The 21839-nt window shown below is 53.8% G+C and carries 23 protein-coding genes and 1 pseudogene; 21 read left to right on the forward strand and 3 right to left on the reverse strand.

Translation table 11 applies throughout. From position 1 onward, the window contains the following. Positions 1 to 2: 2 nt before the first annotated feature. The 16 genes from B9L21_RS03500 to B9L21_RS03575 all read left to right on the forward strand — a co-directional run bounded on the left by B9L21_RS03500 (position 3) and on the right by B9L21_RS03575 (position 14755). The gene (locus B9L21_RS03500; protein WP_063165235.1) at positions 3 to 965 is read left to right on the forward strand and encodes a PhoH family protein; all 963 of its coding nucleotides are present in this window, start codon (positions 3 to 5) and stop codon (positions 963 to 965) included. A gap of 48 nt (positions 966 to 1013) precedes the next feature. Next, positions 1014 to 3116, forward strand: a complete 2103-nt coding sequence (locus tag B9L21_RS03505) for an HD family phosphohydrolase (RefSeq protein WP_063165236.1) — start codon at positions 1014 to 1016, stop codon at positions 3114 to 3116. Further along, complete coding sequence (ybeY, locus tag B9L21_RS03510) at positions 3113 to 3583, forward strand: rRNA maturation RNase YbeY (RefSeq protein ID WP_063165237.1); 471 nt, start codon at positions 3113 to 3115, stop codon at positions 3581 to 3583. Before B9L21_RS03505 ends, ybeY begins: the two co-directional genes overlap by 4 nt. Before the next feature lie 2 nt (positions 3584 to 3585). Further along, entirely contained in the window at positions 3586 to 3939 is a 354-nt protein-coding gene (locus B9L21_RS03515; RefSeq protein WP_063165238.1) for a diacylglycerol kinase family protein, read from the forward strand. A gap of 122 nt (positions 3940 to 4061) precedes the next feature. Beyond that, entirely contained in the window at positions 4062 to 4460 is a 399-nt protein-coding gene (locus tag B9L21_RS03520) for a cytidine deaminase (RefSeq protein WP_063165239.1), read from the forward strand. Beyond that, positions 4453 to 5361: a GTPase Era gene (era, locus tag B9L21_RS03525; RefSeq protein ID WP_063165240.1), complete on the forward strand. Its 909-nt coding sequence runs from the start codon at positions 4453 to 4455 to the stop codon at positions 5359 to 5361. Before B9L21_RS03520 ends, era begins: the two co-directional genes overlap by 8 nt. 101 nt (positions 5362 to 5462) lie before the next feature. Continuing rightward, a complete protein-coding gene (locus tag B9L21_RS03530; RefSeq protein ID WP_020960618.1) occupies positions 5463 to 5606 on the forward strand; it encodes a YqzL family protein in 144 nt (47 codons plus the stop codon). A gap of 31 nt (positions 5607 to 5637) precedes the next feature. Continuing rightward, positions 5638 to 6414, forward strand: a complete 777-nt coding sequence (recO, locus tag B9L21_RS03535; RefSeq protein ID WP_063165241.1) for a DNA repair protein RecO — start codon at positions 5638 to 5640, stop codon at positions 6412 to 6414. 83 nt (positions 6415 to 6497) lie between these two features. Next, the gene (locus B9L21_RS03540) at positions 6498 to 7124 is read left to right on the forward strand and encodes a helix-turn-helix transcriptional regulator (RefSeq protein ID WP_264150840.1); all 627 of its coding nucleotides are present in this window, start codon (positions 6498 to 6500) and stop codon (positions 7122 to 7124) included. 19 nt (positions 7125 to 7143) lie between these two features. Beyond that, positions 7144 to 7944 carry a pyruvate, water dikinase regulatory protein gene (locus B9L21_RS03545; RefSeq protein WP_063165243.1) on the forward strand — a complete coding sequence of 267 codons (801 nt, stop codon included), beginning with the start codon at positions 7144 to 7146 and terminating at the stop codon, positions 7942 to 7944. A gap of 785 nt (positions 7945 to 8729) precedes the next feature. After that, the gene (gene dnaG / locus B9L21_RS03550) at positions 8730 to 10529 is read left to right on the forward strand and encodes a DNA primase (protein ID WP_063165244.1); all 1800 of its coding nucleotides are present in this window, start codon (positions 8730 to 8732) and stop codon (positions 10527 to 10529) included. Positions 10530 to 10563: 34 nt separating this feature from the next. After that, positions 10564 to 11691 carry an RNA polymerase sigma factor RpoD gene (gene rpoD / locus B9L21_RS03555; RefSeq protein WP_063165245.1) on the forward strand — a complete coding sequence of 376 codons (1128 nt, stop codon included), beginning with the start codon at positions 10564 to 10566 and terminating at the stop codon, positions 11689 to 11691. A 79-nt stretch (positions 11692 to 11770) separates the two neighbouring features. Next, entirely contained in the window at positions 11771 to 12286 is a 516-nt protein-coding gene (locus tag B9L21_RS03560) for a hypothetical protein (RefSeq protein ID WP_063165246.1), read from the forward strand. A 108-nt stretch (positions 12287 to 12394) separates the two neighbouring features. Next, positions 12395 to 12757, forward strand: coding sequence for a cytochrome c550 (cccA, locus tag B9L21_RS03565; protein ID WP_063165247.1), 363 nt, complete (start codon positions 12395 to 12397; stop codon positions 12755 to 12757). 175 nt (positions 12758 to 12932) lie between these two features. After that, positions 12933 to 13637 (forward strand): tRNA (adenine(22)-N(1))-methyltransferase, encoded by a 705-nt coding sequence (locus B9L21_RS03570; RefSeq protein ID WP_063167299.1) that lies wholly within the window; start codon positions 12933 to 12935, stop codon positions 13635 to 13637. Further along, the gene (locus B9L21_RS03575; RefSeq protein WP_063165248.1) at positions 13634 to 14755 is read left to right on the forward strand and encodes a Nif3-like dinuclear metal center hexameric protein; all 1122 of its coding nucleotides are present in this window, start codon (positions 13634 to 13636) and stop codon (positions 14753 to 14755) included. Before B9L21_RS03570 ends, B9L21_RS03575 begins: the two co-directional genes overlap by 4 nt. A gap of 78 nt (positions 14756 to 14833) precedes the next feature. On the opposite strand, the gene B9L21_RS03580 is transcribed toward B9L21_RS03575, so the two are convergent. Both B9L21_RS03580 and vrrA read right to left on the reverse strand, forming a co-directional pair. After that, the gene (locus tag B9L21_RS03580) at positions 14834 to 15784 is read right to left on the reverse strand and encodes a 4-hydroxy-3-methylbut-2-enyl diphosphate reductase (RefSeq protein WP_063165249.1); all 951 of its coding nucleotides are present in this window, start codon (positions 15782 to 15784) and stop codon (positions 14834 to 14836) included. Positions 15785 to 15904: 120 nt separating this feature from the next. After that, positions 15905 to 16444: a VrrA/YqfQ family protein gene (gene vrrA / locus B9L21_RS03585; RefSeq protein ID WP_063165250.1), complete on the reverse strand. Its 540-nt coding sequence runs from the start codon at positions 16442 to 16444 to the stop codon at positions 15905 to 15907. Between the two features lie 172 nt (positions 16445 to 16616). On the opposite strand from vrrA, the gene B9L21_RS03590 reads away from it, so the two are divergent. Beyond that, positions 16617 to 17927, forward strand: a complete 1311-nt coding sequence (locus B9L21_RS03590; RefSeq protein WP_063165251.1) for a DEAD/DEAH box helicase — start codon at positions 16617 to 16619, stop codon at positions 17925 to 17927. A gap of 37 nt (positions 17928 to 17964) precedes the next feature. Beyond that, positions 17965 to 18864: a deoxyribonuclease IV gene (locus B9L21_RS03595; protein ID WP_063165252.1), complete on the forward strand. Its 900-nt coding sequence runs from the start codon at positions 17965 to 17967 to the stop codon at positions 18862 to 18864. Between the two features lie 25 nt (positions 18865 to 18889). On the opposite strand, the pseudogene B9L21_RS03600 reads toward B9L21_RS03595, so the two are convergent. Next, positions 18890 to 19147 (reverse strand): annotated as a pseudogene (locus B9L21_RS03600) (DUF2624 domain-containing protein); the annotation flags it as partial. 98 nt (positions 19148 to 19245) lie between these two features. Here B9L21_RS03600 and B9L21_RS03605 point away from each other — a divergent pair. The 3 genes from B9L21_RS03605 (at position 19246) to B9L21_RS03615 (ending at position 21838) form a co-directional block, all read left to right on the forward strand. After that, positions 19246 to 20127 carry a YitT family protein gene (locus B9L21_RS03605; RefSeq protein ID WP_082816523.1) on the forward strand — a complete coding sequence of 294 codons (882 nt, stop codon included), beginning with the start codon at positions 19246 to 19248 and terminating at the stop codon, positions 20125 to 20127. An 82-nt stretch (positions 20128 to 20209) separates the two neighbouring features. After that, a complete protein-coding gene (locus B9L21_RS03610) occupies positions 20210 to 20965 on the forward strand; it encodes a metal ABC transporter ATP-binding protein (protein WP_063165254.1) in 756 nt (251 codons plus the stop codon). Between the two features lie 39 nt (positions 20966 to 21004). Beyond that, on the forward strand, positions 21005 to 21838 hold the full coding sequence (locus B9L21_RS03615) for a metal ABC transporter permease (RefSeq protein WP_063165255.1): 834 nt from the start codon (positions 21005 to 21007) through the stop codon (positions 21836 to 21838). Position 21839: the final 1 nt, after the last annotated feature.

A 21839-nucleotide genomic window follows, 5' to 3' on the forward strand; every position in this document is an offset into this window, starting at 1 on the left:
GAATGTCAGAGCAGTTTGTTACGATCAGCCAACACGTGCGCAACCAGCAGGAAGCGGCGGCGCTCTTTGGCGTCCACGATGCCCATTTAAAGCGGATTGAAGAGGAGCTCGGCGTGTCGATTGTGACGCGCGGGGAGACGGTCAACGTCTCCGGCACGCCGCAGCAAGTCCAGCTTGTTGACGAGCTGTTGCGCCATTTGCTGATCGTCATCCGCAAAGGGGTGGCAATCAGTGAGCGCGACATCATCTATGCCGTCCAGCTGGCGAAAAAAGGGGCGCTTGACGGCCTCATCCAGCTGTACGAAGAAGAGATTACGAAAAATGCCAAAGGGAAGCCGATTCGCGTCAAAACGTTAGGCCAGCGCTATTATGTCGCGGCGATTGAGCAGCACGATTTGACGTTCGGCATCGGGCCGGCCGGAACCGGGAAAACGTACTTAGCCGTCGTCATGGCGGTCAAGGCGCTGAAAAGCGGCAACGTCAAGCGCATTATTCTCAGCCGTCCGGCTGTCGAAGCGGGGGAGAGCCTCGGATTTTTGCCCGGCGACTTGAAAGAGAAGGTCGACCCGTATTTGCGCCCGCTCTATGACGCGCTTCATGATGTATTGGGAGCGGAGTATACGCAGCGGTTGATCGAGCGCGGCACGATTGAAATCGCCCCGCTCGCCTACATGCGCGGCCGGACGCTCGAGGACGCGTTCGTCATTCTTGACGAAGCGCAAAATACGACTCCAGCGCAAATGAAGATGTTTTTAACCCGGCTCGGCTTTGGATCAAAAATGGTCATTACCGGTGACATCTCGCAAGTCGATTTGCCGAAAGGGGTCGAATCGGGGCTTTCAGCCGCCAAACGCATTTTGGCGCCCGTTAGCGGCATCGCCTTTGTGTTTTTGGAGCAGTCCGATGTTGTCCGCCATCCGCTCGTTGCGAAAATTATTGACGCCTATGATGAGGCTGGCTTATAGAAAAACTGAAGGCGCATCGTCTTTTCTTGAAAAGCGAGGGGAAAACCGGTGGGAAGGCTTCGTTTTTTTCTTGAGCGGACAAAAGATGTCCGCTTCGTCCGCTTTTGGCTGTTTTTGTTTCTGGCAGCGCTGTTGTTTACCGTCCTGTACTGGCAAGTGAAGCCGCGCCAATACGAACTGCGCCTGTTTGACGTCGCAAAGGAAACGATCCGTTCACCGGTGACGGTGGAGGATAAGGAGGCGACGGCGAGGCTGAAGGAGGAAGCAGCCGCCAAAGTGGCGGACGTTTACACGCTGAAAAAAGAATACGCCGAAAACCGAGTCGATCTTCTTTCCTCGCTGTTTGCCGCCATCGAGAGCGTGCAGAACGAGGCAGAGCCGGACCGCTCGCCGAGCAGAATGGCGGCTAAGCTCGAGGAGCGGCTGCCGCCGGAGTGGCTCGCCTATTTGTCTGCCGAAGAATGGCAGCGGTTGCTGAGCGCTGCTCCCGATGAGCTCAAGACGGCCAAAGAAGCTGCGCTGACGGCCGTGCACGCGGCCATGAACGAGCGCATTTCCCAAGCGGAGCTTGAACAGGCGCGCGCGAAGGCAGCCAAAGAACTCGAATACGCGGCGCTGTCGCCGCCGCTTCGTGAAGCGGTTGCCAAGCTTTGCCGCCGGGCGGTCATTCCGAACGTCGTTTATGACCGGACGGCGACCGAGGAAAAGCGGCGGCAGGCGATGGATGAAGTGAAACCGGTGAAAATTTTGCAAGGACAAGTGATCGTCGAAGAGGGGCAGTTCATCACGAGCGATATTTATCATCAGCTTGAGCTTGTCGGCCTGCTCGACGGCGGCCGCACGCCTTGGCCGGCGGCCGGGCTGTTTTTGTTCGTGCTGCTCTTGCTGTCGCCGCTCGTTTACTATTTCCGCGCCGAAACGACGAATGAAAAGCTGTCGCTTTACGCCGCCATTTTTACGTTCATGCTGGCGGTGATGGTGCTCATCCGTCTTCTGTCGTCCGGCGGCGCCGTCTCGACCGGCTACCTCGTTCCGGCGGCGTTCGGGCCGATGCTCGTCCGCGTGCTGCTCGGCGAGCGGCTGGCGATGATGACGGCGATCATCGGAGCCGTATGCGGCAGCCTGCTGTTCAATGAGGAAATCGGGGCGACCGGCGCGGTGTCAGTGTCGTTAGCCGTCTATCTGCTCGCGGGCGGACTGGCTGGGACGTTTTGCCTGCCTAAGGAGCTGGCGAAGGCAAAAATTTGGCGGGCCGGTGTGCTCGTCTCGGCCGTCAATATCGTTTCGCTCCTTTCGCTGCTGTTGTTGAAAAACGGCCGCTATTCGTTGCTTGAAATCAGTCTCTTTGTCGTCATGGCCATTGCTTCGGGCATTTTTTCCGCCATTTTGACGATCGGGCTGCTGCCGCTGTTTGAAACGACGTTCGGCATTTTGTCGCCGCTCCGGCTCATAGAATTGTCGAATCCGAACCATCCGCTGCTGCGGAAGCTGTTAACTGAAGCGCCGGGAACGTATCATCATAGCATCATGGTCGCCAATTTGGCCGAAGCGGCGTGCGAGGCGATCGGCGCGGACGGCTTGCTGGCGCGCGTCGCCTGTTATTACCATGATATCGGCAAGACGAAGCGGCCGCGTTATTTCATTGAAAACCAAATAGGCGGCAATCCGCATGATCATTTGTCGCCGCAATTGAGCAAAAATATCATTATCGCCCATGTCGCTGACGGCGTCGCCCTGCTTCGCAAGCACCGGCTGCCAAAGGAGATTGTCGACATCGCCGAACAGCACCACGGCACCACGCTGCTCAAGTATTTTTACCATAAGGCGCGCGAGCAAACGGAATTGGTTTCCGAAGCGGAGTTTCGTTACCCGGGCCCGAAGCCGCAGACGAAAGAAGCGGCGGTCATCAATATTGCTGACAGCGTCGAGGCGGCCGTTCGCTCGTTAGCCAACCCATCGCAGGAAAAAATTGAAAAGATCGTCCGGGCGATTATCGCTGACCGTCTGCAAGACAACCAGCTAAACGAGTGCGACATTACATTGAAAGAGCTGGAAGTGGTCGCCCGTTCGCTTTGCGAGACGTTAAACGGCGTCTTCCATTCGCGCATCGAATATCCGGAAGTACGAAAGGAAAAGGTGAAGCATGCATGACGATTCAAATCGACTTTATCGATGAGACGAACGAAATGACGGCCGAACAAATCGAGACGCTCGAGCGGTTGATTCGCGAAGCGGCGGCCATCGAGAACGTGCCCGAAGGGGCGGAAGTGAGCGTTTCGTTCGTTGACAACGAGCGCATCCGCGCGATGAACCGCGATTACCGAGGCAAAGACGCCCCAACGGACGTGCTGTCGTTCGCCCTTGAAGAGGAGGGGGAAGGCGAAATCGATATCATCGGCGTCGATGTGCCGCCGGTGCTCGGCGATATTGTCATCTCCGTCCCGAAGGCGAAGGAGCAAGCCGCAGAATACGGGCACTCGTTCATGCGCGAGCTCGGATTTTTGGCCGTGCACGGTTTTTTGCACTTGCTTGGCTATGACCACGAGACGGAAGAGGAGGAGCGTGTCATGTTCGCCAAGCAGGAGGAAATATTGGCGCGGCTCGGGTTGACGAGATAACTATGCGGGGCGTGCGGGAACGGGATCGTTTCGCTTGGGCTTGGTCGGGGATGAAGGCGGCGGTGAAGGAGGAAGCGCATTTACGTTTCCACCTGGCGGCCGCCGTTGTTGCCTTTACGGCCGGCGGCATCGTTGGGCTGTCGCGATGGGAATGGGCCGTGCTCTTGTTAACCGTCGGCGCGGTTATTACGCTCGAGCTTGTCAATACAGCCATTGAGCGCGCCGTTGACTTAGTGACAGACGAGTTTCATCCGCTGGCCAAGGCGGCGAAAGATATTGCCGCTGCCGCTGTGCTCGTGGCCGCCGGGCTTGCTGTCATCATCGGGGTGCTGCTGTTTTGGCCGCACCTTCGCTAAACGAACGAGAAAGAAAATTCTAATTTTTCTGTTACATTTTCGTTTCAGATGATGAAATTTGTGATGATTTTTTGTAAAATAAAAGAAAGCAGCGTTTGCTTTCAGGAAAGGAAGAGTCATTCGTGGAGATCGAGCAGCTTATTGCCGAAGCGAAAAAAGCGCGCGAACTCGCCTACGTGCCGTACTCAAAATTTAAAGTCGGCGCCGCGTTGTTGACGAAAAACGGCAGCGTGTACCGCGGCTGCAACATTGAGAACGCTGCCTACAGCATGTGCAATTGTGCGGAACGGACTGCGCTGTTTAAGGCGTATTCGGAAGGGGAGACGGAGTTTGCCGCCCTCGCGGTCATTGCTGACACCCCCCGTCCGGTGCCGCCGTGCGGCGCATGCCGCCAAGTGATCGCCGAACTTTGCCCCGGCGATATGAACGTCATTTTGGCCAACTTAAACGGCGATGTAAAAATCGTCACCGTTGGCGAATTACTGCCAGAAGCTTTTGCAGCGGAGGATATGCATGAATAAAGAAGGATACAAATCAGGATTTGTTGCCATTATCGGAAGACCGAACGTAGGAAAATCGACGTTTTTAAACCGCGTCATCGGGCAAAAAATCGCCATTATGAGCGACAAGCCGCAAACGACGCGCAATAAAATTCAAGGCGTTTATACGGACGATGACGCGCAAATCATTTTCATCGACACCCCCGGGGTGCATAAACCGAAGCATAAGCTCGGCGACTTTATGATGAAAGTGGCGCTCAATGCGCTTCGCGAAGTCGATTTGATTTTGTTTATGGTCAACGCTGAAGAAGGGTTTGGGCGCGGCGAAGCGTTTATTATCGAGCGGTTGAACGAGGTCAATACCCCGGTGTTTTTAGTGATCAATAAAATTGACCGCGTCCATCCGGATGAACTGCTGCCGCTCATTGACCGGTATAAGGACTTGTACCCGTTTGCGGAAATCGTGCCGATTTCAGCGCTTGAAGGGAACAATGTCGAGCGTCTGTTGGAGCAAATTAAACAGCGGTTGCCGGAAGGACCGCAATATTATCCGCCGGACCAGATTACCGACCATCCGGAGCAGTTTATTATTGCCGAGCTCATTCGCGAGAAAGCGCTTCACTTAACGCGCGAGGAAGTTCCACATTCGATCGCCGTCGCCGTGGAACGCATCGAGCGGCGCGAGGAGACGGGCACGGTATACGTTGGCGCTGTCATCGTCGTCGAGCGCGATTCCCAAAAAGGGATCATCATCGGCAAACAGGGCCGGATGTTGAAGGAAATCGGGCAGCGGGCGCGCGCTGACATTGAGGCGCTGCTTGGGTCAAGAGTGTTTTTGGAGCTGTGGGTGAAAGTGCAAAAAGATTGGCGCAACCGTCTCGCGCAGCTGCGCGACTTTGGTTTTCGCGAAGACGAGTATTGACGGCTAGAAAATTTTACGCGACATAAACCATTTTTGCCCGAGCCAACCTATAAGTAGACCACCAATACGCAATGCCTGCAGGCGGAAAGAGGTGTCACTCCATGCTTGAGTTTACGTGGAAGTTGTTTAGCCAAACAGGCAATATTGATACGTACCTTCTGTTTAAAGAGCTGGAGCGGGAACAACGGTTTGGCGGTGAAGAACAAAACGCCGAACAGGAAGAAATCGACCAGCCGATCTCGTAGTATCGTCGTTGGCTGAAGCGGTGGTGATTCGATGTTTGAGAAGTGCGAAGCGATCGTCATGCGGACGGTCGATTATGGCGAGACAAATAAGATTGTCACATTGTTTACACGAGAGTGGGGAAAGGTGGCTGCGATGGCACGAGGAGCGAAAAAGCCAAGCAGCCGCCTTTCTGCTGTTACGCAGCCGCTCGCCTACGGCCATTATTTGGTCCGCCGCAGCCGCGGCGTCGGCCTTCTTCACCAAGGGGAGCTGATTGACTCGATGCGGGCGCTGCGTGAAGATTTGTTTGCCGCCGCTTATGCGGCGTATATTGTTGAGCTCACCGATAAAAGCACGGAGGAGCAAAAGCGCAATCCGTACTTGTTCGAGCTGCTGCTGCAAACATTACAATATATGAGCGAAGGCCGCGATTTAGAGATTATGACGTTTATTTATGAAATGAAAATGCTTTCGGTGCTCGGCATTCCGCCTGTGCTCGACCGCTGTGCCCGCTGCGGGGCGACGGAAGGGCGCTTCTCATTTTCAGTCAAGGAAGCAGGCTTCCTTTGCCATCGCTGCGAGGCGGCTGATCCGCACCGGTTTTCGCTTTCGCCGGCCTCAGCTCGGCTGTTGCGCCTGTTTTACCATCTTGATCTCGCCCGGCTCGGAGCCATTTCGGTAAAAGAAGGGACAAAAGCGGAATTGAGGGCTGTATTGTCCAGCTACTATGATGAATATGCCGGTCTGTCGCTAAAGGCGAAGCGCTTTTTGGAGCAAATCGCCGAGCTGAAAGACAAGCTTGACCCGGGCGGCGAGCGTGAGACGTAATTTTCCTTGTAAACGCGGTATGTAGTATAATATGAACGAGAGTAATAGCGTATGGGACCTTTTTGGCAAGGTGGTGAGCGACGATCGAACTGAATAAACGCCAGGAGCAAATTTTGCAAATTGTGAAAGATTATGGACCGATCACTGGGGAGAGCATCGCTGAAAAGCTGAATTTGACGCGGGCGACGCTTCGGCCTGATCTAGCCATTTTGACGATGGCCGGCTACTTGGAAGCACGGCCGCGCGTCGGTTATTTTTATACGGGAAAAACGGGCACGCAGCTGTTTGCTGATAAAATTAAAAAAATGAAAGTCGAAGATTATCAATCGATCCCGGTCGTCGTCAACGAAAACGTCAGCGTCTACGATGCGATCGTTACGATGTTCTTGGAAGATGTGGGCACGCTGTTTGTCGTCGATGATGAGTCGCTTCTTGTGGGCGTTTTGTCGCGCAAAGATTTGTTGCGCGCGAGCATCGGCAAGCAAGAACTGACGGCGATTCCGGTCAATATTATTATGACAAGAATGCCGAACATCGCCGTTTGTTATAAAGACGATCCGCTCATTGACGTGGCTGAGCGGCTGATCGAAAAGCAAATCGACGCCATGCCGGTCGTGCGCAAAACGGAAAAAGGATATGAAGTGATCGGCCGCATTACGAAAACGAATATGACGAAAGCATTTGTTTCATTAGCGAAAGATGATGTATAAGCCAAAAAGGAGGAGACACATGAATCAGCGCCTCGTTTACGTCGTATCCGATTCGGGCGGGGAGACGGCCGAGCTCGTCGTTAAAGCGGCGGCCAGCCAGTTTTACGCCTCACCGGTTCAAGTGAAACGCGTCCCGTATGTAGAGGATAAAACAACGCTAGCCGAAGTCGTCGCATTGGCGAAAATGAACCAAGCCATTATCGCCTTTACGCTCGTCGTCCCGGAAATGCGGGAATTTTTGCTCGCTGAGGCGGCGCGCGAAGGGGTTGTCGCTTACGATATCATCGGTCCGCTCATTGAAAAGATGAGCGATTTGTTTCAGCTGAAGCCAAGGTATGAGCCGGGCCAAGTGCGTGTGCTTGACGAAGATTATTTCAAAAAAATCGAAGCGATTGAGTTTGCCGTGAAATACGATGATGGCCGCGACCCGCGCGGCATTTTGCGCGCCGACATTGTATTGATCGGCGTGTCGCGCACATCGAAAACGCCGCTGTCGCAATATTTGGCCCATAAGCGGCTGAAGGTGGCGAACGTGCCGATCGTTCCGGAAGTCGAGCCGCCCGAGCAGCTGTTCCAGGTCGGCCCAAGCAAATGTTTCGGATTGAAAATCAGTCCGGACAAGCTGCTGTCGATCCGCCGCGAGCGTCTGAAATCGCTCGGCTTGAATGATCAAGCCATCTATGCGAACATGGACCGCATTAAAGAGGAACTGGCGTATTTTGACGGAGTGGTGAAAAAGATCGGCTGCGACGTCATCGATGTAACGAATAAAGCTGTTGAAGAAACAGCAAGCATAATTATGAAAAAGTTAAAGCGGTAATGGTGTGTTGTCGTTTCCCTTTATCCGCACGGTTTCCTGATGGGAATCGTGCATTTTTTATGGCATATTGCTGCGGCTTATATTATAATAAAAAATTGCGAGAAAAATGCCCTATATAGGTTTAGAGCGGCCATAGGACGAGTAAACTATTTATAGCTGCTTGTCAAGGACAGTAAAAAAAAGTTTTTCGACAAAAAATGTCGAACGTCCGGAAGAAAAGAAGGATTTTTTGGAACGGTGTAGAATAATAGGGGGTGTAAAGACGTCCCTTCCTACAGGAACAGGTTTGCCCGCTGCAACAAAGCGCCGAGAAAAAAGTGAAATTTTCTTCTCGGTGCTGAAATATAATATATCGAGTGCGTCTTCGGACGGTGCCGCTGTCATTGGCTGCTGCATAGGCAGCGGGACGAGAGCGGACCGCGGGTGATTCGGCCGCCCCGCTTTTGATTTTGAAGGTAAGGGGGAAGGCGAAACGGAGAGGCTTGAAAAAATGAAAAAATTTGTCGAAATCAAAAGGAAAATGGGCTTGCTGCCGAGAATAAATAGGTGAAGAGAACACGCATTATGAAAGCCCACGGCCTCAGCCGCTGGGACGAAAGTATGGGGATGAAACAACCAAAAGCGTCCTTAAACCGGGCGCATAGGGCGTTAAGCACCGGACGGGTATTTGGTTATGGAAGTCTTGTGGAATAAGAGTCACTGTCCATATGAAGACATGCAAGAAGCTCTGTAGTACACAAGAACCCCATGGCTTTAGCCATCAGGAGGTTCAGGGGGTTGTTCATATGGGACATCGCATTCCCGAAGAAACGATTGAAGCGATTCGCCGCAGCATCGACATCGTTGGTGTGATCGGCGAATATGTTCAACTGAAAAAACAAGGCCGCAACTATTTTGGCTTATGCCCGTTTCACGGGGAAAAGACGCCATCGTTTTCCGTTTCCCCAGAAAAGCAAATTTTCCACTGCTTCGGCTGCGGGGCAGGGGGGAATGCCTTTACGTTTTTGATGGATATCGAGGGCATTCCGTTTGTGGAAGCGGCGAAACGTCTTGCGGCCAAAGCAGGCATCGACCTGTCCGCCTATCAGCTGAACATTCACGGGCATGACGACGGCAAAACCGGCGAGGCCAAAGCGATGACGGAAGCGCACGCCTTGCTGAAACGATTTTACCATTATTTGCTTGTTTATACAAAAGAAGGACAAGCGGCGCTTGATTTCTTGCAGGCGCGCGGATGGACAAAGGAAACGATCGACCGGTTTGAAATCGGTTATGCGCCGGATGCGCCCGATGCGGCGGCCAAGCTGCTCGAAAGCCATTCCTTTTCGCTTCCGATGATGGAAAAGGCGGGCTTAGTAACGAAAAAAGAAGACGGACGGTACGTCGACCGCTTCCGCAATCGCATCATGTTTCCGATTCATGATCACCGCGGTGAGACGGTCGGGTTTTCCGGCCGCCTGCTCGGCGACGGGCAGCCGAAATACGTTAACAGCCCGGAGACGCCGATTTTTCGGAAAGGAATGCTTTTATATCACTTTCATGAGGCACGGGTGCCGATCCGCAAGCGGCAAGAGGCGCTGCTCGTTGAAGGGTTTGCCGATGTGATTTCCGCCGTGCAGGCCGGCATTGATTACGCGGTGGCAACGATGGGCACGTCGCTGACTGAGGAGCAGGCGCGCATTTTGCGCCGCCATGCGGAAACGGTCACGATTTGTTATGACGGCGACAGCGCCGGAACGGAAGCCGCTTGGCGCGCTGCGGAACAACTGAGCGCGCTCGGATGCCGCGTCAAGGTGGCATCCATTCCGAACGGCCTTGACCCGGATGAATATATACGCGTTCACGGCAAGGAGCGGTTTGCCGGGGAAATCGCTGCCGCCCAGCCGCTCATGGCGTTTAAAATGACCCATTTGCGACGGGGGAAAAATTTGCAGCACGAAGGCGACCAGCTTCGTTATATCGAGGAAGTGCTCCGCGAAATCGGCAAACTGCCGAGTCCGGTCGAAAAAGATTATTACGTCCGCCAGCTCGCGGAGGAGTTTTCGTTGTCGCTCTCCGCGCTCAATGAGCAGCTGTCCCGCTGCGAGCGGGAAACGTCGATGCCGCGGAAAACGGCGGCCGGCGGAAAGGTTTCGCGGCCGACGCTGGCGAAAAAGCTGCTGCCGGCTTTCCACAATGCGGAGCGGCTGCTGCTTGCCCATATGATGCGGAGCCGCGATGTGGCGCTCATCGTTCAAGAGCGGGTCGGCGGACGATTTAACATCGAGGAGCATCGGGCGTTAGCCGCCTATATTTATGCCTTTTATGAAGAAGGGCATGAAGCCGACCTTGGCGCGCTCATGTTTCGGCTTCCCGGCGAACTGCAGCCGCTGGCGAGCGAACTGTCGTTGTTGCTGGTGGCCGATGAGGTTTCTGAACAAGAGCTCGGCGATTATATGAAGCATGTGTTGAATCACCCGAAATGGTTAATGCTAAAGGAAAAAGAGCAGGAAAAAACAGAAGCGGAGCGAAGAAAGGACTTTTTGACGGCCGCCCGCATCGCCAAAGAAATGATTGAGATGAAAAAAATGTTATCTTCTTCATAACATGGTGGTATGAGTTTTTAAAGGAGGTAATGAAATGGCTGAAAAACCAGCCCAATCAAAGCAAGCGGAAGCTGCTGGCGATACGCTTGAGCAAGTGAAAGAGCAGCTCGCCGAGCTCGGCAAAAAACGCGGCATCCTTACGTACGAGGAAATCGCCGAGCGGCTTTCCGGCTTTGATTTGGACTCCGACCAGATGGATGAATATTACGAATACCTCGCTGACCAAGGCATTGAAGTGATCAGCGAATCCGACATCGAGACCGACCCGGATATCGACGAGCTGGTGAAGGAGGAAGAGTTCGACCTAAACGACTTGTCCGTTCCTCCCGGCGTGAAAATCAATGACCCGGTGCGCATGTACTTAAAAGAAATCGGCCGCGTTCCGCTTTTGTCAGCGGAAGAGGAAATCGAGCTGGCCAAACGGATCGAACAAGGCGACGAAGAAGCGAAGCGCCGGTTGACAGAAGCGAACCTCCGTCTTGTTGTCAGCATCGCCAAACGGTATGTCGGCCGCGGCATGCTCTTCCTTGATTTGATCCAAGAAGGAAACATGGGCTTGATCAAAGCGGTTGAAAAATTTGACTACCGCAAAGGCTACAAATTCAGCACGTATGCGACATGGTGGATTCGCCAAGCCATCACAAGGGCGATCGCCGATCAGGCGCGGACGATCCGCATTCCGGTTCATATGGTCGAGACGATCAACAAACTGATCCGCGTCCAACGGCAGTTGCTCCAAGACCTCGGCCGCGAACCAACGCCGGAAGAAATCGCCGAGGAAATGGACTTAACGCCGGAGAAAGTGCGAGAAATTTTGAAAATCGCTCAAGAGCCGGTGTCGCTCGAGACGCCGATCGGCGAGGAGGACGACTCGCATCTTGGCGATTTCATCGAAGACCAAGAAGCGACATCGCCGTCGGAACACGCCGCTTACGAGCTGTTGAAAGAGCAGCTCGAAGATGTGCTTGATACGCTGACGGACCGCGAAGAAAACGTGCTCCGCCTTCGCTTTGGACTCGACGACGGCCGGACACGGACGCTAGAAGAGGTTGGGAAAGTGTTCGGCGTAACACGCGAACGCATTCGCCAAATCGAAGCCAAGGCGTTGCGCAAATTGCGCCATCCGAGCCGCAGCAAACGGCTGAAAGACTTTTTGGAATGACCGCTTTTTTCGTAGTTTACTTCCTCGGAAGTAAACTATTTTTTTCTCTTTTCTTTGACTGATGAAAGGTGATTGACGAATGAATCGGCGACGACGGGAAACGATTATCCGGGAAATTGAATATTGGAAGCGTTCGCGCCTTTTGCCGGAGCAATATTGCGATTTTTTGCTTGCCCTCTATACGGAGGGGGATGGCCGCCCGCGCAGCCGCCCGCATCCCGGTTTACTTGCTGCCGGTCTTTGTTTATTGTTGCCAGCCACCGCTCTTGCCATTTATTTTACTGAATTGTCATTCGTTTTGCAAACGCTCCTTTTGTCCCTTTTTTTGGCCGCGTGCCTCTTGCTCGTTTGGCGATGGCGGAAAGAGCGGCAGCTCCTTCATTTTCCGCTGATCGGCAGCGCGTGGCTGTTGCTTGTGGAGACGGTTGCTGTCAGCAGCCATTACTTCCCCGGCCAAACCGGTGCGCTCACAATGACCGTGCTGGCGAACTGTGCCATTTGGCTTGCCATTGGCCGCCTGTTTCGCCTCCGTTACTTTTTTCTTTCTGCCGTTGTCGGTGGGGCGCTTATGGCGGCGGTTGTTTGGTGGCGATGAAGCCGGTTGTTTTTGTTTTGGAAACTTAGGGCTTTTCCTTGTCCGCTATTTACAGTAAAATAAAATTGTTTGCATCGTTCTTTATCATACATAAGGGAGGTAAAAGAGATGAACCGCAATCCGCTCATCCCGTTTTTCATCATTATGGCATTCGGGATTGTGCTGACGTTCGTCTTGTCGTTTAAAGGGCTAGGCGATGCGAAAGAGATGGCCGAAGAAAAAAAAGGCGGCGAAAAAACGGAGCAGGCTGCTGAATTTAATCCGGAGCAGTTTTACCAACAAACGTGCATCAGCTGTCACGGACAAAATTATGAAGGCGGCATGGGTCCGGCATTAAAAGGAGTTGGCGAACGGTTATCGGCGGACCAAATCAAAGATGTCCTGCAAAACGGACGCGGCGGCATGCCGGGCGGGCTTGTACCAGCCGAAAACCTCGACGCGATGACGAAATGGCTGGCCGGCTTAAAATAATAACGATGATTGACGTCCCTTTGCCTTTGGCGAAGGGATGTTTTATCATCTCGAACTAGGAGAGAGCGTTCCATTTATGCCATCAAAGTGCACAAAATTGGAAAAAGAAAGGAGGGAAATGCGGGCCGCCTTCGCACAGCAGCTTGGAGAAGGTTGGCTGCGCCGTTGTCGGATTATGAACGAATTTCACCTATCAAAGCGGCTCGAAACGGTCGCTTCCTTCATCCCGAAAGGGGCGGTGCTCGCTGATATCGGTTCCGATCACGCCTATTTGCCTTGCTATGCCTGCCTGCGCGGCTATGCGGCCAAAGCCATCGCCGGTGAAGTGGCGGACGGGCCGCTCCGCTCAGCACGGCAGCAAGTGGAAAAGGCCGGACTTTCCCACCTCATTTCCGTGCGCAAAGGAGATGGGCTGGCTGTCATCGCTCCGGGGGAAGCGGATTGCATCACGATCGCCGGCATGGGCGGCTCCTTGATTGCCCGCATTTTAGGCGATGGAGAAGACAAGCTGGCGGGGGTAAGACGGCTCATTTTGCAGCCGAACATTGGCGCCGAGCTTGTCCGCCGCTGGCTCCTTGACCACGGATGGGAGCTGGTGGCCGAACGCATTTTGAAAGAGGATGGGCAAATTTACGAAGTGCTTGTCGCCGAGCGCGGCGACGCGCGGCGGCCGTATCGCCATTTGGAGGCAGAACTGCTTTTGGGGCCGTTTTTACGTCAAGAAAACAGTGAGGTGTTTCGCGAAAAATGGCAGCGTGAACTCCGGCATTGGAAGCGGATTATCGCCGATTTGGCAGAAAAGGGAGAAAGTGAAGCGGCGCAGGAGAAAAAGCGCGAACTGGAGAAAAAAGTTCAATTGGTAGAGGAGGCGTTGCCATGAGCCGCATTCCGTACGGCTATGAGGTCATTCAGCTTGTCGAGCAGCTCGCCCCGAAACCGTTGGCTATGGACGGGGACCCGATCGGCCTGCAAATCGGAACGTTGAACAAGCCGGTCAAAAAAGTGATGGTCGCCCTCGACGTGCTTGAAGACGTCGTCGCCGAAGCCATCGATCAACAAGCCGATTTAATTATCGCTCACCATCCGCCGCTGTACCGTCCGCTAAAGCGGTTGTCGACCGATGACGGGCACGGGCGGATGATTGCGGCATGCGTCAAGCACGACATTGCCGTCTACGCCGCTCATACGAACTTAGATGTCGCTTTTGGCGGCTTGAATGACTGGCTCGCCGAAGCGCTCGGCTTGAACGAAACGGCCGTGCTTGTGCCGACATACACGGAAGCGCTAAAAAAGCTTGTCGTCTATGTGCCAATAAGCCACGCGGAGGCGGTGCGGGCGGCTGTAGGGGATGCTGGCGCCGGTCATATCGGCCGTTACAGCCATTGCACATTCAACAGCCGCGGCATCGGAACGTTTTTGCCGGAAGAAGGGGCCCAGCCGTTTATCGGTGAGCAAGGGCGGCTTGAAGAAGTGGAGGAAGTGCGCATCGAAACGATCGTCCCGGCCTCGCTTGAGCGGCAAGTGGTCGAAGCGATGCTCGCGGCCCATCCATACGAGGAAGTGGCGTACGACATCTATCCGCTTGACAATGAAGGGCGACGCTTTGGACTCGGACGCATCGGCCGGCTGCCGCAGCCGGTGACGCTGCGCGCCTTCGCCGAACAAGTGAAAACAGCATTTTCTGTCCCAGCCGTGCGCGTCGTCGGCCGGCTCGAAGACCTTGTGCAAACCGTCGCTGTGCTTGGCGGAGACGGAAATAAGTTTGTCGCCGCCGCCGCATTGGCCGGAGCCGACGTGTATGTGACCGGGGATGTGTATTACCATACCGCCCATGACGCTCAAGCGCTCGGCCTTCATCTCATCGATCCCGGCCATAACGTCGAAAAAGTGATGAAACAAGGCGTCGCCCGCTATTTAACCGCCGAGCTCGCGAAGCGGCAGTGGGAGGCTGAGGTGGTCGCTTCAACCATCGATACCGATCCGTTTCAATTCGTATGAACAGCAAACGAAAAAGGCTGTCCTGCAAGCGGTTCAACCGCTTGTTCAGGATAGCCTTTGTTCATGGATGAACGGTTGTTATTCTTCTTTCTTCGTTTTCACCTTCGGCAAGATTTTTTGCAGCGGCACTTTCCGCTCCCGCTCCCACGTAGCCGGATCGTTCGGATCAAACTGCTCTAAAAAGTCGATCACTTCTTTCGTAATCGGCGTCGGAGTGGACGCGCCGGCCGTGACAGCCACCTTTTTGGCATTTTTAATCCAGTTGATATCAATTTCCGTTACATCGGCGATGCGGTATGCCTTCGTGCCGGCAATTTCTTCCGATACTTGGGCAAGGCGGTTCGAGTTGTTGCTGCGCGGATCGCCGACAACGATTGTCACGTCCGCTTCCTTCGCTTGCTCGGCCACCGCTTCCTGGCGAAGCTGGGTCGCGAGGCAAATTTCTTTATGCATTTCGACATGCGGGTATTTTTCTTTTACTTTCGCCATAATATCAGCCACATCCCATTGGCTCATCGTCGTTTGGTTTGTGACCATGAGGCGTTCGTTGGTGAGTGAAAGCCGCTCCACATCGTCTGGCGTTTCGACGAGATGGATGCGCTCCGGATGGATGCCGACCGCTCCTTCCGGTTCCGGATGCCCTTTTTTGCCGATATAGATAATATCGTAGCCATCAGCGAGTTTTTGCTCGATGAGACGGTGCGTTTTCGTCACGTCCGGACAGGTTGCATCGATCGTCACCAGCCCTTTTTCAAGCGCGCGTTTTTTCACTTCCGGCGACACGCCGTGGGCGGTGAAAATCACTGTGCCCCGATCAATTTTTTCCAAAATCTCAAGCCGATTTTCCCCATCGAGCGTAATAATGCCTTCTTCGGCAAACGCGTCCGTGACGTGTTTATTATGGACGATCATGCCGAGGATGTAAATCGGTCGCGGTAGCGTTGGGTCTAACGCTGCGTTGCGGGCGATGACCATCGCATCGACCACCCCGTAGCAATACCCTCGCGGGGTAATTTTAATCACTTCCATCGTTTTCCCTCCCTGCCGCCGACCGCGCGGCGGTTTTCACTTTCCATTATATCGGAGAGAAGGGGAGAAGACAAAGAATAACCGCCCTAAACGGCAGGCATTGCCGGGGCGGGAGAGAGGCTATATATACAGTTTCGGCGTTGATGGCCTCGGCGCGACCGGCGTCTGTTTTTCTTGCGGTGTTTCACGCTTCGCCTGTGGAACGGAGCGTTTTTTGGCCGCCTGCGCAGCCGGCTTTTGCTTCGTTTCTTTTGCCGGTGCGCTTTCTGTCGGTTTCGTTTCCCCCTCTTCTTCATCGGCCGGTTTCAGCTCGCGAAAAATGCGGATCATGGCCGGCAGGTTGCGAATGAGCGGGCCATATTGCTGCACCATAGGCATGACGTTTTGCGCGATGCCGAGCATTTTTTGCACGTTATTTAACATGCCGATGAATCCGCCGCTTGTGTTCGCTGTCGTGGCGGTGTTGGCTGCGGCGTTTTGCAGCAGCGGCAATCCCCACGAGGTCGGAGCGGCGGCCGGCGGCTGTCCGCGCGAAAATAAGCGGGCGAGCAGACCGCCGGCGCCGCCGGGGCGGGGAGCGCCAGCCGGCATGCGGGTGAACGGAGCGGGCGGCATCCCGGCAAACGGGGAAGGCATCATCGGGGGACGGCTGTATCTCATGGCAGTCGCCTCCTTTCTGTCGTACGGATGAACAATCGTCCTCCTTCATAAAATATGCGGGCAGGACGGGAAAGGTTTTTCCATCGCCATCGTCTTTAGTTGCGACGGGCCGCGAACATTCGCTATAATGATGAAGCGAACAAAGGGCGCAGATAGAAGGGAGTGGTGGTTGATGGCGAAGACGCAGTTTACCCGTTTTCCATTTCAGCCGTTTTTGATCGAGGCGATTCAAGCGCTTCGTTTTTATAAACCGACGGAAATTCAAGAGCGCATCATTCCGAGGGCGCTGCGCGGGGAGAGCATGGTCGGCCAGTCGCAGACCGGGACGGGAAAAACGCACGCCTATTTATTGCCGATCATCGAAAAGATCGACCCGGAGCGCGCGGAGGTGCAGGCGGTCATCACAGCGCCGACGCGTGAGTTGGCGACGCAAATTTACCATGAAACGTTAAAGATCACGAAATTTTGCCCGAAAGACCGGATGATCGTCGCCCGTTGTTTCATCGGCGGGACGGATAAGCAAAAGGCGCTCGAAAAGCTCCATGTGCAGCCGCATCTTGTCATCGGCACGCCCGGACGCATTAATGATTTTATCCGCGAGCAGGCGCTTACTGTGCACACGGCGCGCATCCTTGTCGTCGATGAAGCCGATTTGATGCTTGATATGGGCTTTATCACTGACGTCGACCAAATCGCGGCCCGGATGCCGAAAGAGCTGCAAATGCTCGTCTTTTCGGCGACGATTCCGGAAAAGCTGAAGCCGTTTTTGAAAAAATATATGGAAAATCCGACATTCGTCCAAGTCGAGCCGAAACAGGCGGCGAATGAAAACATTGAGCATGTGCTTATTCCACTGCGCGGGCGCGAAAAGGTCAAACTGCTTTACGATGTGCTTGTCAGCTACAATCCGTATTTAGCCATTGTGTTCGTGAATACGAGAAAAAGGGCTGATGAAGTCGCTGATCTGCTTGCTGAACAAGGATTGAAAGTCGGCGTGTTGCACGGCGATTTGACGCCGCGCGAGCGCAAAAAGATGATGAGCCAAATCCTTGATTTGGCGTTTCAATACGTCGTCGCCACCGACTTGGCCGCGCGTGGCATTGATATCGAAGGTGTCAGCCATGTCATCAACTACGAGCTGCCTGATGATTTGCAGTTTTACATTCACCGCGCCGGGCGGACAGCACGCGCCGGCTATAGCGGCATTGCGGCGACCATTTACGAGCCGGCCGACCAAGATGCGATTGCCCGATTGGAAAAAATGGGGGTTTCATTTGTTCATCGCGATCTCGTGCGCGGCGAATGGAAGGAGCTGCCGCCTTGGAACCGGCGGGGCAAGCGGGCCGGTGAGAAGGAAGATGAACTCGCGCCGCTTGTCGCCAAGCTGAAACAAGCGAAACAAGTCAAGCCGGGCTATAAGAAAAAGCTGCGCGCCGAGCTCGAGAGGAAGAAAAAGCGGCTGAGCCGCTTCAAAAAATCGTAGCTTTCGCTGCGAATGGAAGGAAAAGGGAGAGGAGAACATGTTAAAAATTGGTTCACACGTCTCGATGAGCGGCAAAAAAATGCTGCTTGCCGCCAGCGAGGAGGCGGCATCGTACGGGGCGAACACGTTTATGATTTACACCGGTGCGCCGCAAAACACAAGGCGCAAAGCCATCGAGGAGCTGAATATTGAAGCCGGGCGCGAGCATATGAAGGCGCACGGCATTGCGGACATCGTCGTTCACGCTCCGTACATTATCAATATCGGCAACACGACAAATCCCGATACGTTCGCGCTTGGTGTTGATTTTTTGCGCGCCGAAATTGAACGGACGGAAGCGATCGGGGCGAAGCAGCTTGTGCTGCACCCGGGCGCCCATGTCGGCGCCGGAGCGGAAGCCGGGCTTCGGCAAATCATCCGCGGACTGAACGAAGTATTGACGCGCGAACAGACGGTCGAAATCGCTCTTGAAACGATGGCCGGAAAAGGATCGGAATGCGGGCGCACGTTTGAAGAACTGGCGTATATTATCGATGGCGTCGCCTATAATGACAAGCTGTCCGTCTGCTTTGACACATGCCATACGCATGACGCCGGCTATGATATTGTCAACGATTTTGACGGCGTCCTTGCCGAATTTGACCGGATCATCGGTCTAGAACGGCTGAAAGTGCTGCATATCAACGACAGCAAAAATCCGCGCGGCAGCCGAAAAGACCGCCACGAAAACATCGGTTTCGGCCATATCGGATTTCATGCGCTGAACTACATCGTCCATCACCCGCAGCTGACAGACGTTCCAAAAATTTTAGAAACGCCGTATGTCGGGGAGGACAAAAATGATAAAAAACCGCCGTACAAGCATGAAATTGCTATGCTGCGGGCGCAGACATTCGATGATCAGCTGCTTGAAAAAATTGTTGCTGACGCGCAATGAAAAAGGGCGAAACGCCCTTTTTTACTTTTTTTTGTACAAATTTTAAAAACAGTTCGTTCGCCTTTTTGGCAATCTCCGGCGAAGTGATTTTAGCCAGCTCGCGCACCCATTTTTTCCGCTCTTTGGGGTCGAAGATGTTAATGTCATTCGTCCGGGCAAGATGAAGAATTTTTTTCGCCTGGCTGACCGTAATCGGCAAATCGTAATCTTGGCTGTATGCAACGAGTTGTTCCGGGGTGATCGTTTTTAACTTTTGTTTGACAATCTGTTGGTAAAAGTTCATGGCAGCCCCCTCCTTGTTTCTGTTCCATCATATGATGTGAACGGAAAAGGGGTGTATGGTATAATGGAAATGAAAGTAAAGAAGGAAAGGGTGGGATTTTGACGCCAAAGCAGCATAAAAAAGAACCGTTGAAGCGCGTGTTGTACCGGGTGTTGATGATCGCTATGGGGGCTTCCTTGGCGGCGTTTGCCATCGAGCGGCTGCTCGTTCCGAATAAAATGATCGATGGCGGCATTATCGGTGTATCCCTTATTTTGGATTATTTAATTCCAGACGAATGGCGGCTGCTCAACTTTGCCACGCTCGTCATCCTCTTAAACGCCCCGTTTATGTATTTTGGCTATAAGCACATCGGCAAAACGTTTATGCTGTCAACGATTTTAGGCGTTGTTATTCTCGGTGTCACCGAACGGATGTTTCACCATTTTTCCCCGCTGACGACCGAGCCGGTTTTGGCGACTGTCTTTGGCGGCTTGGCGCTCGGGCTTGGTGTCGGTCTTGTTATTCGCCATGGCGGGTCGCTGGATGGGACAGAAATTTTAGGCCTCTTACTGACAAAGAAAATTCCGTTTTCCGTCGGCGAGTTCGTCATGTTTGTCAACGTGTTTATTTTCGGCTGGGCAGCGTTTGTGCTTGGGGTCGAGCCGGCGATGTATTCGGTGATGACGTACTACATCGCCTCCAAGACGATCGATGCGGTGATTGAAGGGCTCGATGAGACGCGGGCGGCCTTTATTGTCACTGATTTTTATGAAGAAGTTTCTGATGCCATTTTGCACCGCCTCGGCCGCGGGACGACGAAGCTGCTTGGCAAAGGCGGCTATACGGACGAGCAAAAAGAAATCATTTATGCTGTCGTTACGCGTCTGGAAGTGACCAAGCTGAAATCGATCGTTAATGAAATCGACCCGAATGCGTTCATTACCATTATGGCGACGCATGAAGTGCGCGGGGCCCGTTTCAAATCGGCGATTCATTGAGGTTTACAAAATGGAAGGGATCGGCTATACTTGCATATGGGTATAAATCGTAACGATTCTGAATTAACAAGGGAGAACGGCCATGGAAAACAGGCTTGTCGTGCAAGTCGAGGATGTATCATTTCGCTATGAAAAAGAAGAAGTGCTCGAGCATGTCAATTTGGCGGTGCCAAAAGGAGCGTTTTTAGGGCTGGTTGGCCCGAATGGTTCCGGAAAGTCAACGCTCTTAAAATGCGTGCTCGGTTTGTTAAAACCGGACCGCGGCCGCATCTCGCTGTTTGGCGAGCCGATCGAGTCGTTCCGTGAATGGCATCGGATCGGCTTTGTGTCGCAAAAAGCGAACAGCTTTAACCGCGGGTTCCCGGCGACCGTCGAGGAAGTGGTGATGAGCGGATTGACGGCCAAACGCGGTTTGTTTCGCCTACTGACGAAAGAAGACCGCCGCGCGGTTGAGGCGGCGTTGGAGGCGGTCGGTTTGTGCGGCTTGGCGAAGCGCAATATCGGCGAGTTGTCCGGCGGCCAGCAGCAGCGGGTGTTTATCGCCCGCGCTTTGGCGAGCAAACCGGATCTGCTGATTTTAGACGAGCCGACCGTCGGCGTTGACGCCCGCCATGTGCATGAGTTTTATGAGCTGCTCGGTGATTTGAACCGCCGCGGCTTGACGCTTGTGCTCGTGACGCACGACATTGGGACGATCACGGATCGGGTAACCCATATCGCCTGCTTAAACAAGCGCCTCTATTTCCACGGAAACGTGAAAGAGTTCGAACGGCTTGGCGACGAGGAGATTTCACGGTTTTACGGCCATTCGCTTCACGTTCTCTCCCACCAACATTAACGGGCGGAACGTAAACGGTTGATTGTGGAGGAATGACATGTGTGGGAAGCCATTTGGCAATATGAATTTTTGCGCAATGCGTTTTTGGCCGGCATTTTGACCGGATTTGCCGCGCCGCTGCTTGGAGTGTTTATTGTTGTTCGGCGCCTGTCGCTCATCGCTGATGCGCTGAGCCATGTGACGCTTGCTGGCATTGCTGCCGGGCTGCTGCTCGGTTCAGCGGTGCCGGCCGCCGGATGGAATCCGCTTTACATCGGGATGGGCTTTTCCGTTGCCGGTTCGCTGCTCATTGAGAAGTTGCGCGCGGTTTACCGCCACTATGAAGAGCTCGCGATTCCGATTATTTTATCGGCCGGCATTGGTTTAAGTGTTATTTTGATTTCCATCGCTAATGGGTTTAACACCGATTTGTTTTCGTATTTGTTCGGCAGCGTCAGCGCCGTAAGCGGCGCCGACGTTTGGGCGGCGTTCGCCGTCGCTGTAATTGCTGCCGCCATCATTTTCGCATTTTACAAGGAGCTGTTTCTCCTTTCATTTGATGAGGAGTACGCCCGCGTCTCCGGCGTTCGCGCCAAGTTCATTCACTTTTTGTTTATTGTGCTCGTCGCCCTTGTCATCGCGGCATCCATGCGCATCGTCGGCGTGTTGCTCGTTTCTTCGCTAATGACGTTGCCGGTGGCGGCAAGCATTCGCATCGCCAAAAGTTTTAAACAGGCGATCGCATTTTCCATTTTCTTCGGGGAGCTGTCGGTCATCGCCGGGCTTTTGGCGGCGTATGAGCTCGATTGGGCGCCGGGCGGGACGATCGTCGTGCTGGCGGTCGCCATTTTGCTTCTCGTATTAGGATGGAAAAAATGGAAAAGGGGACGGTAAT

Source organism: Geobacillus uzenensis (assembly GCF_002217665.1).
GTDB classification, from domain to species: domain Bacteria; phylum Bacillota; class Bacilli; order Bacillales; family Anoxybacillaceae; genus Geobacillus; species Geobacillus subterraneus.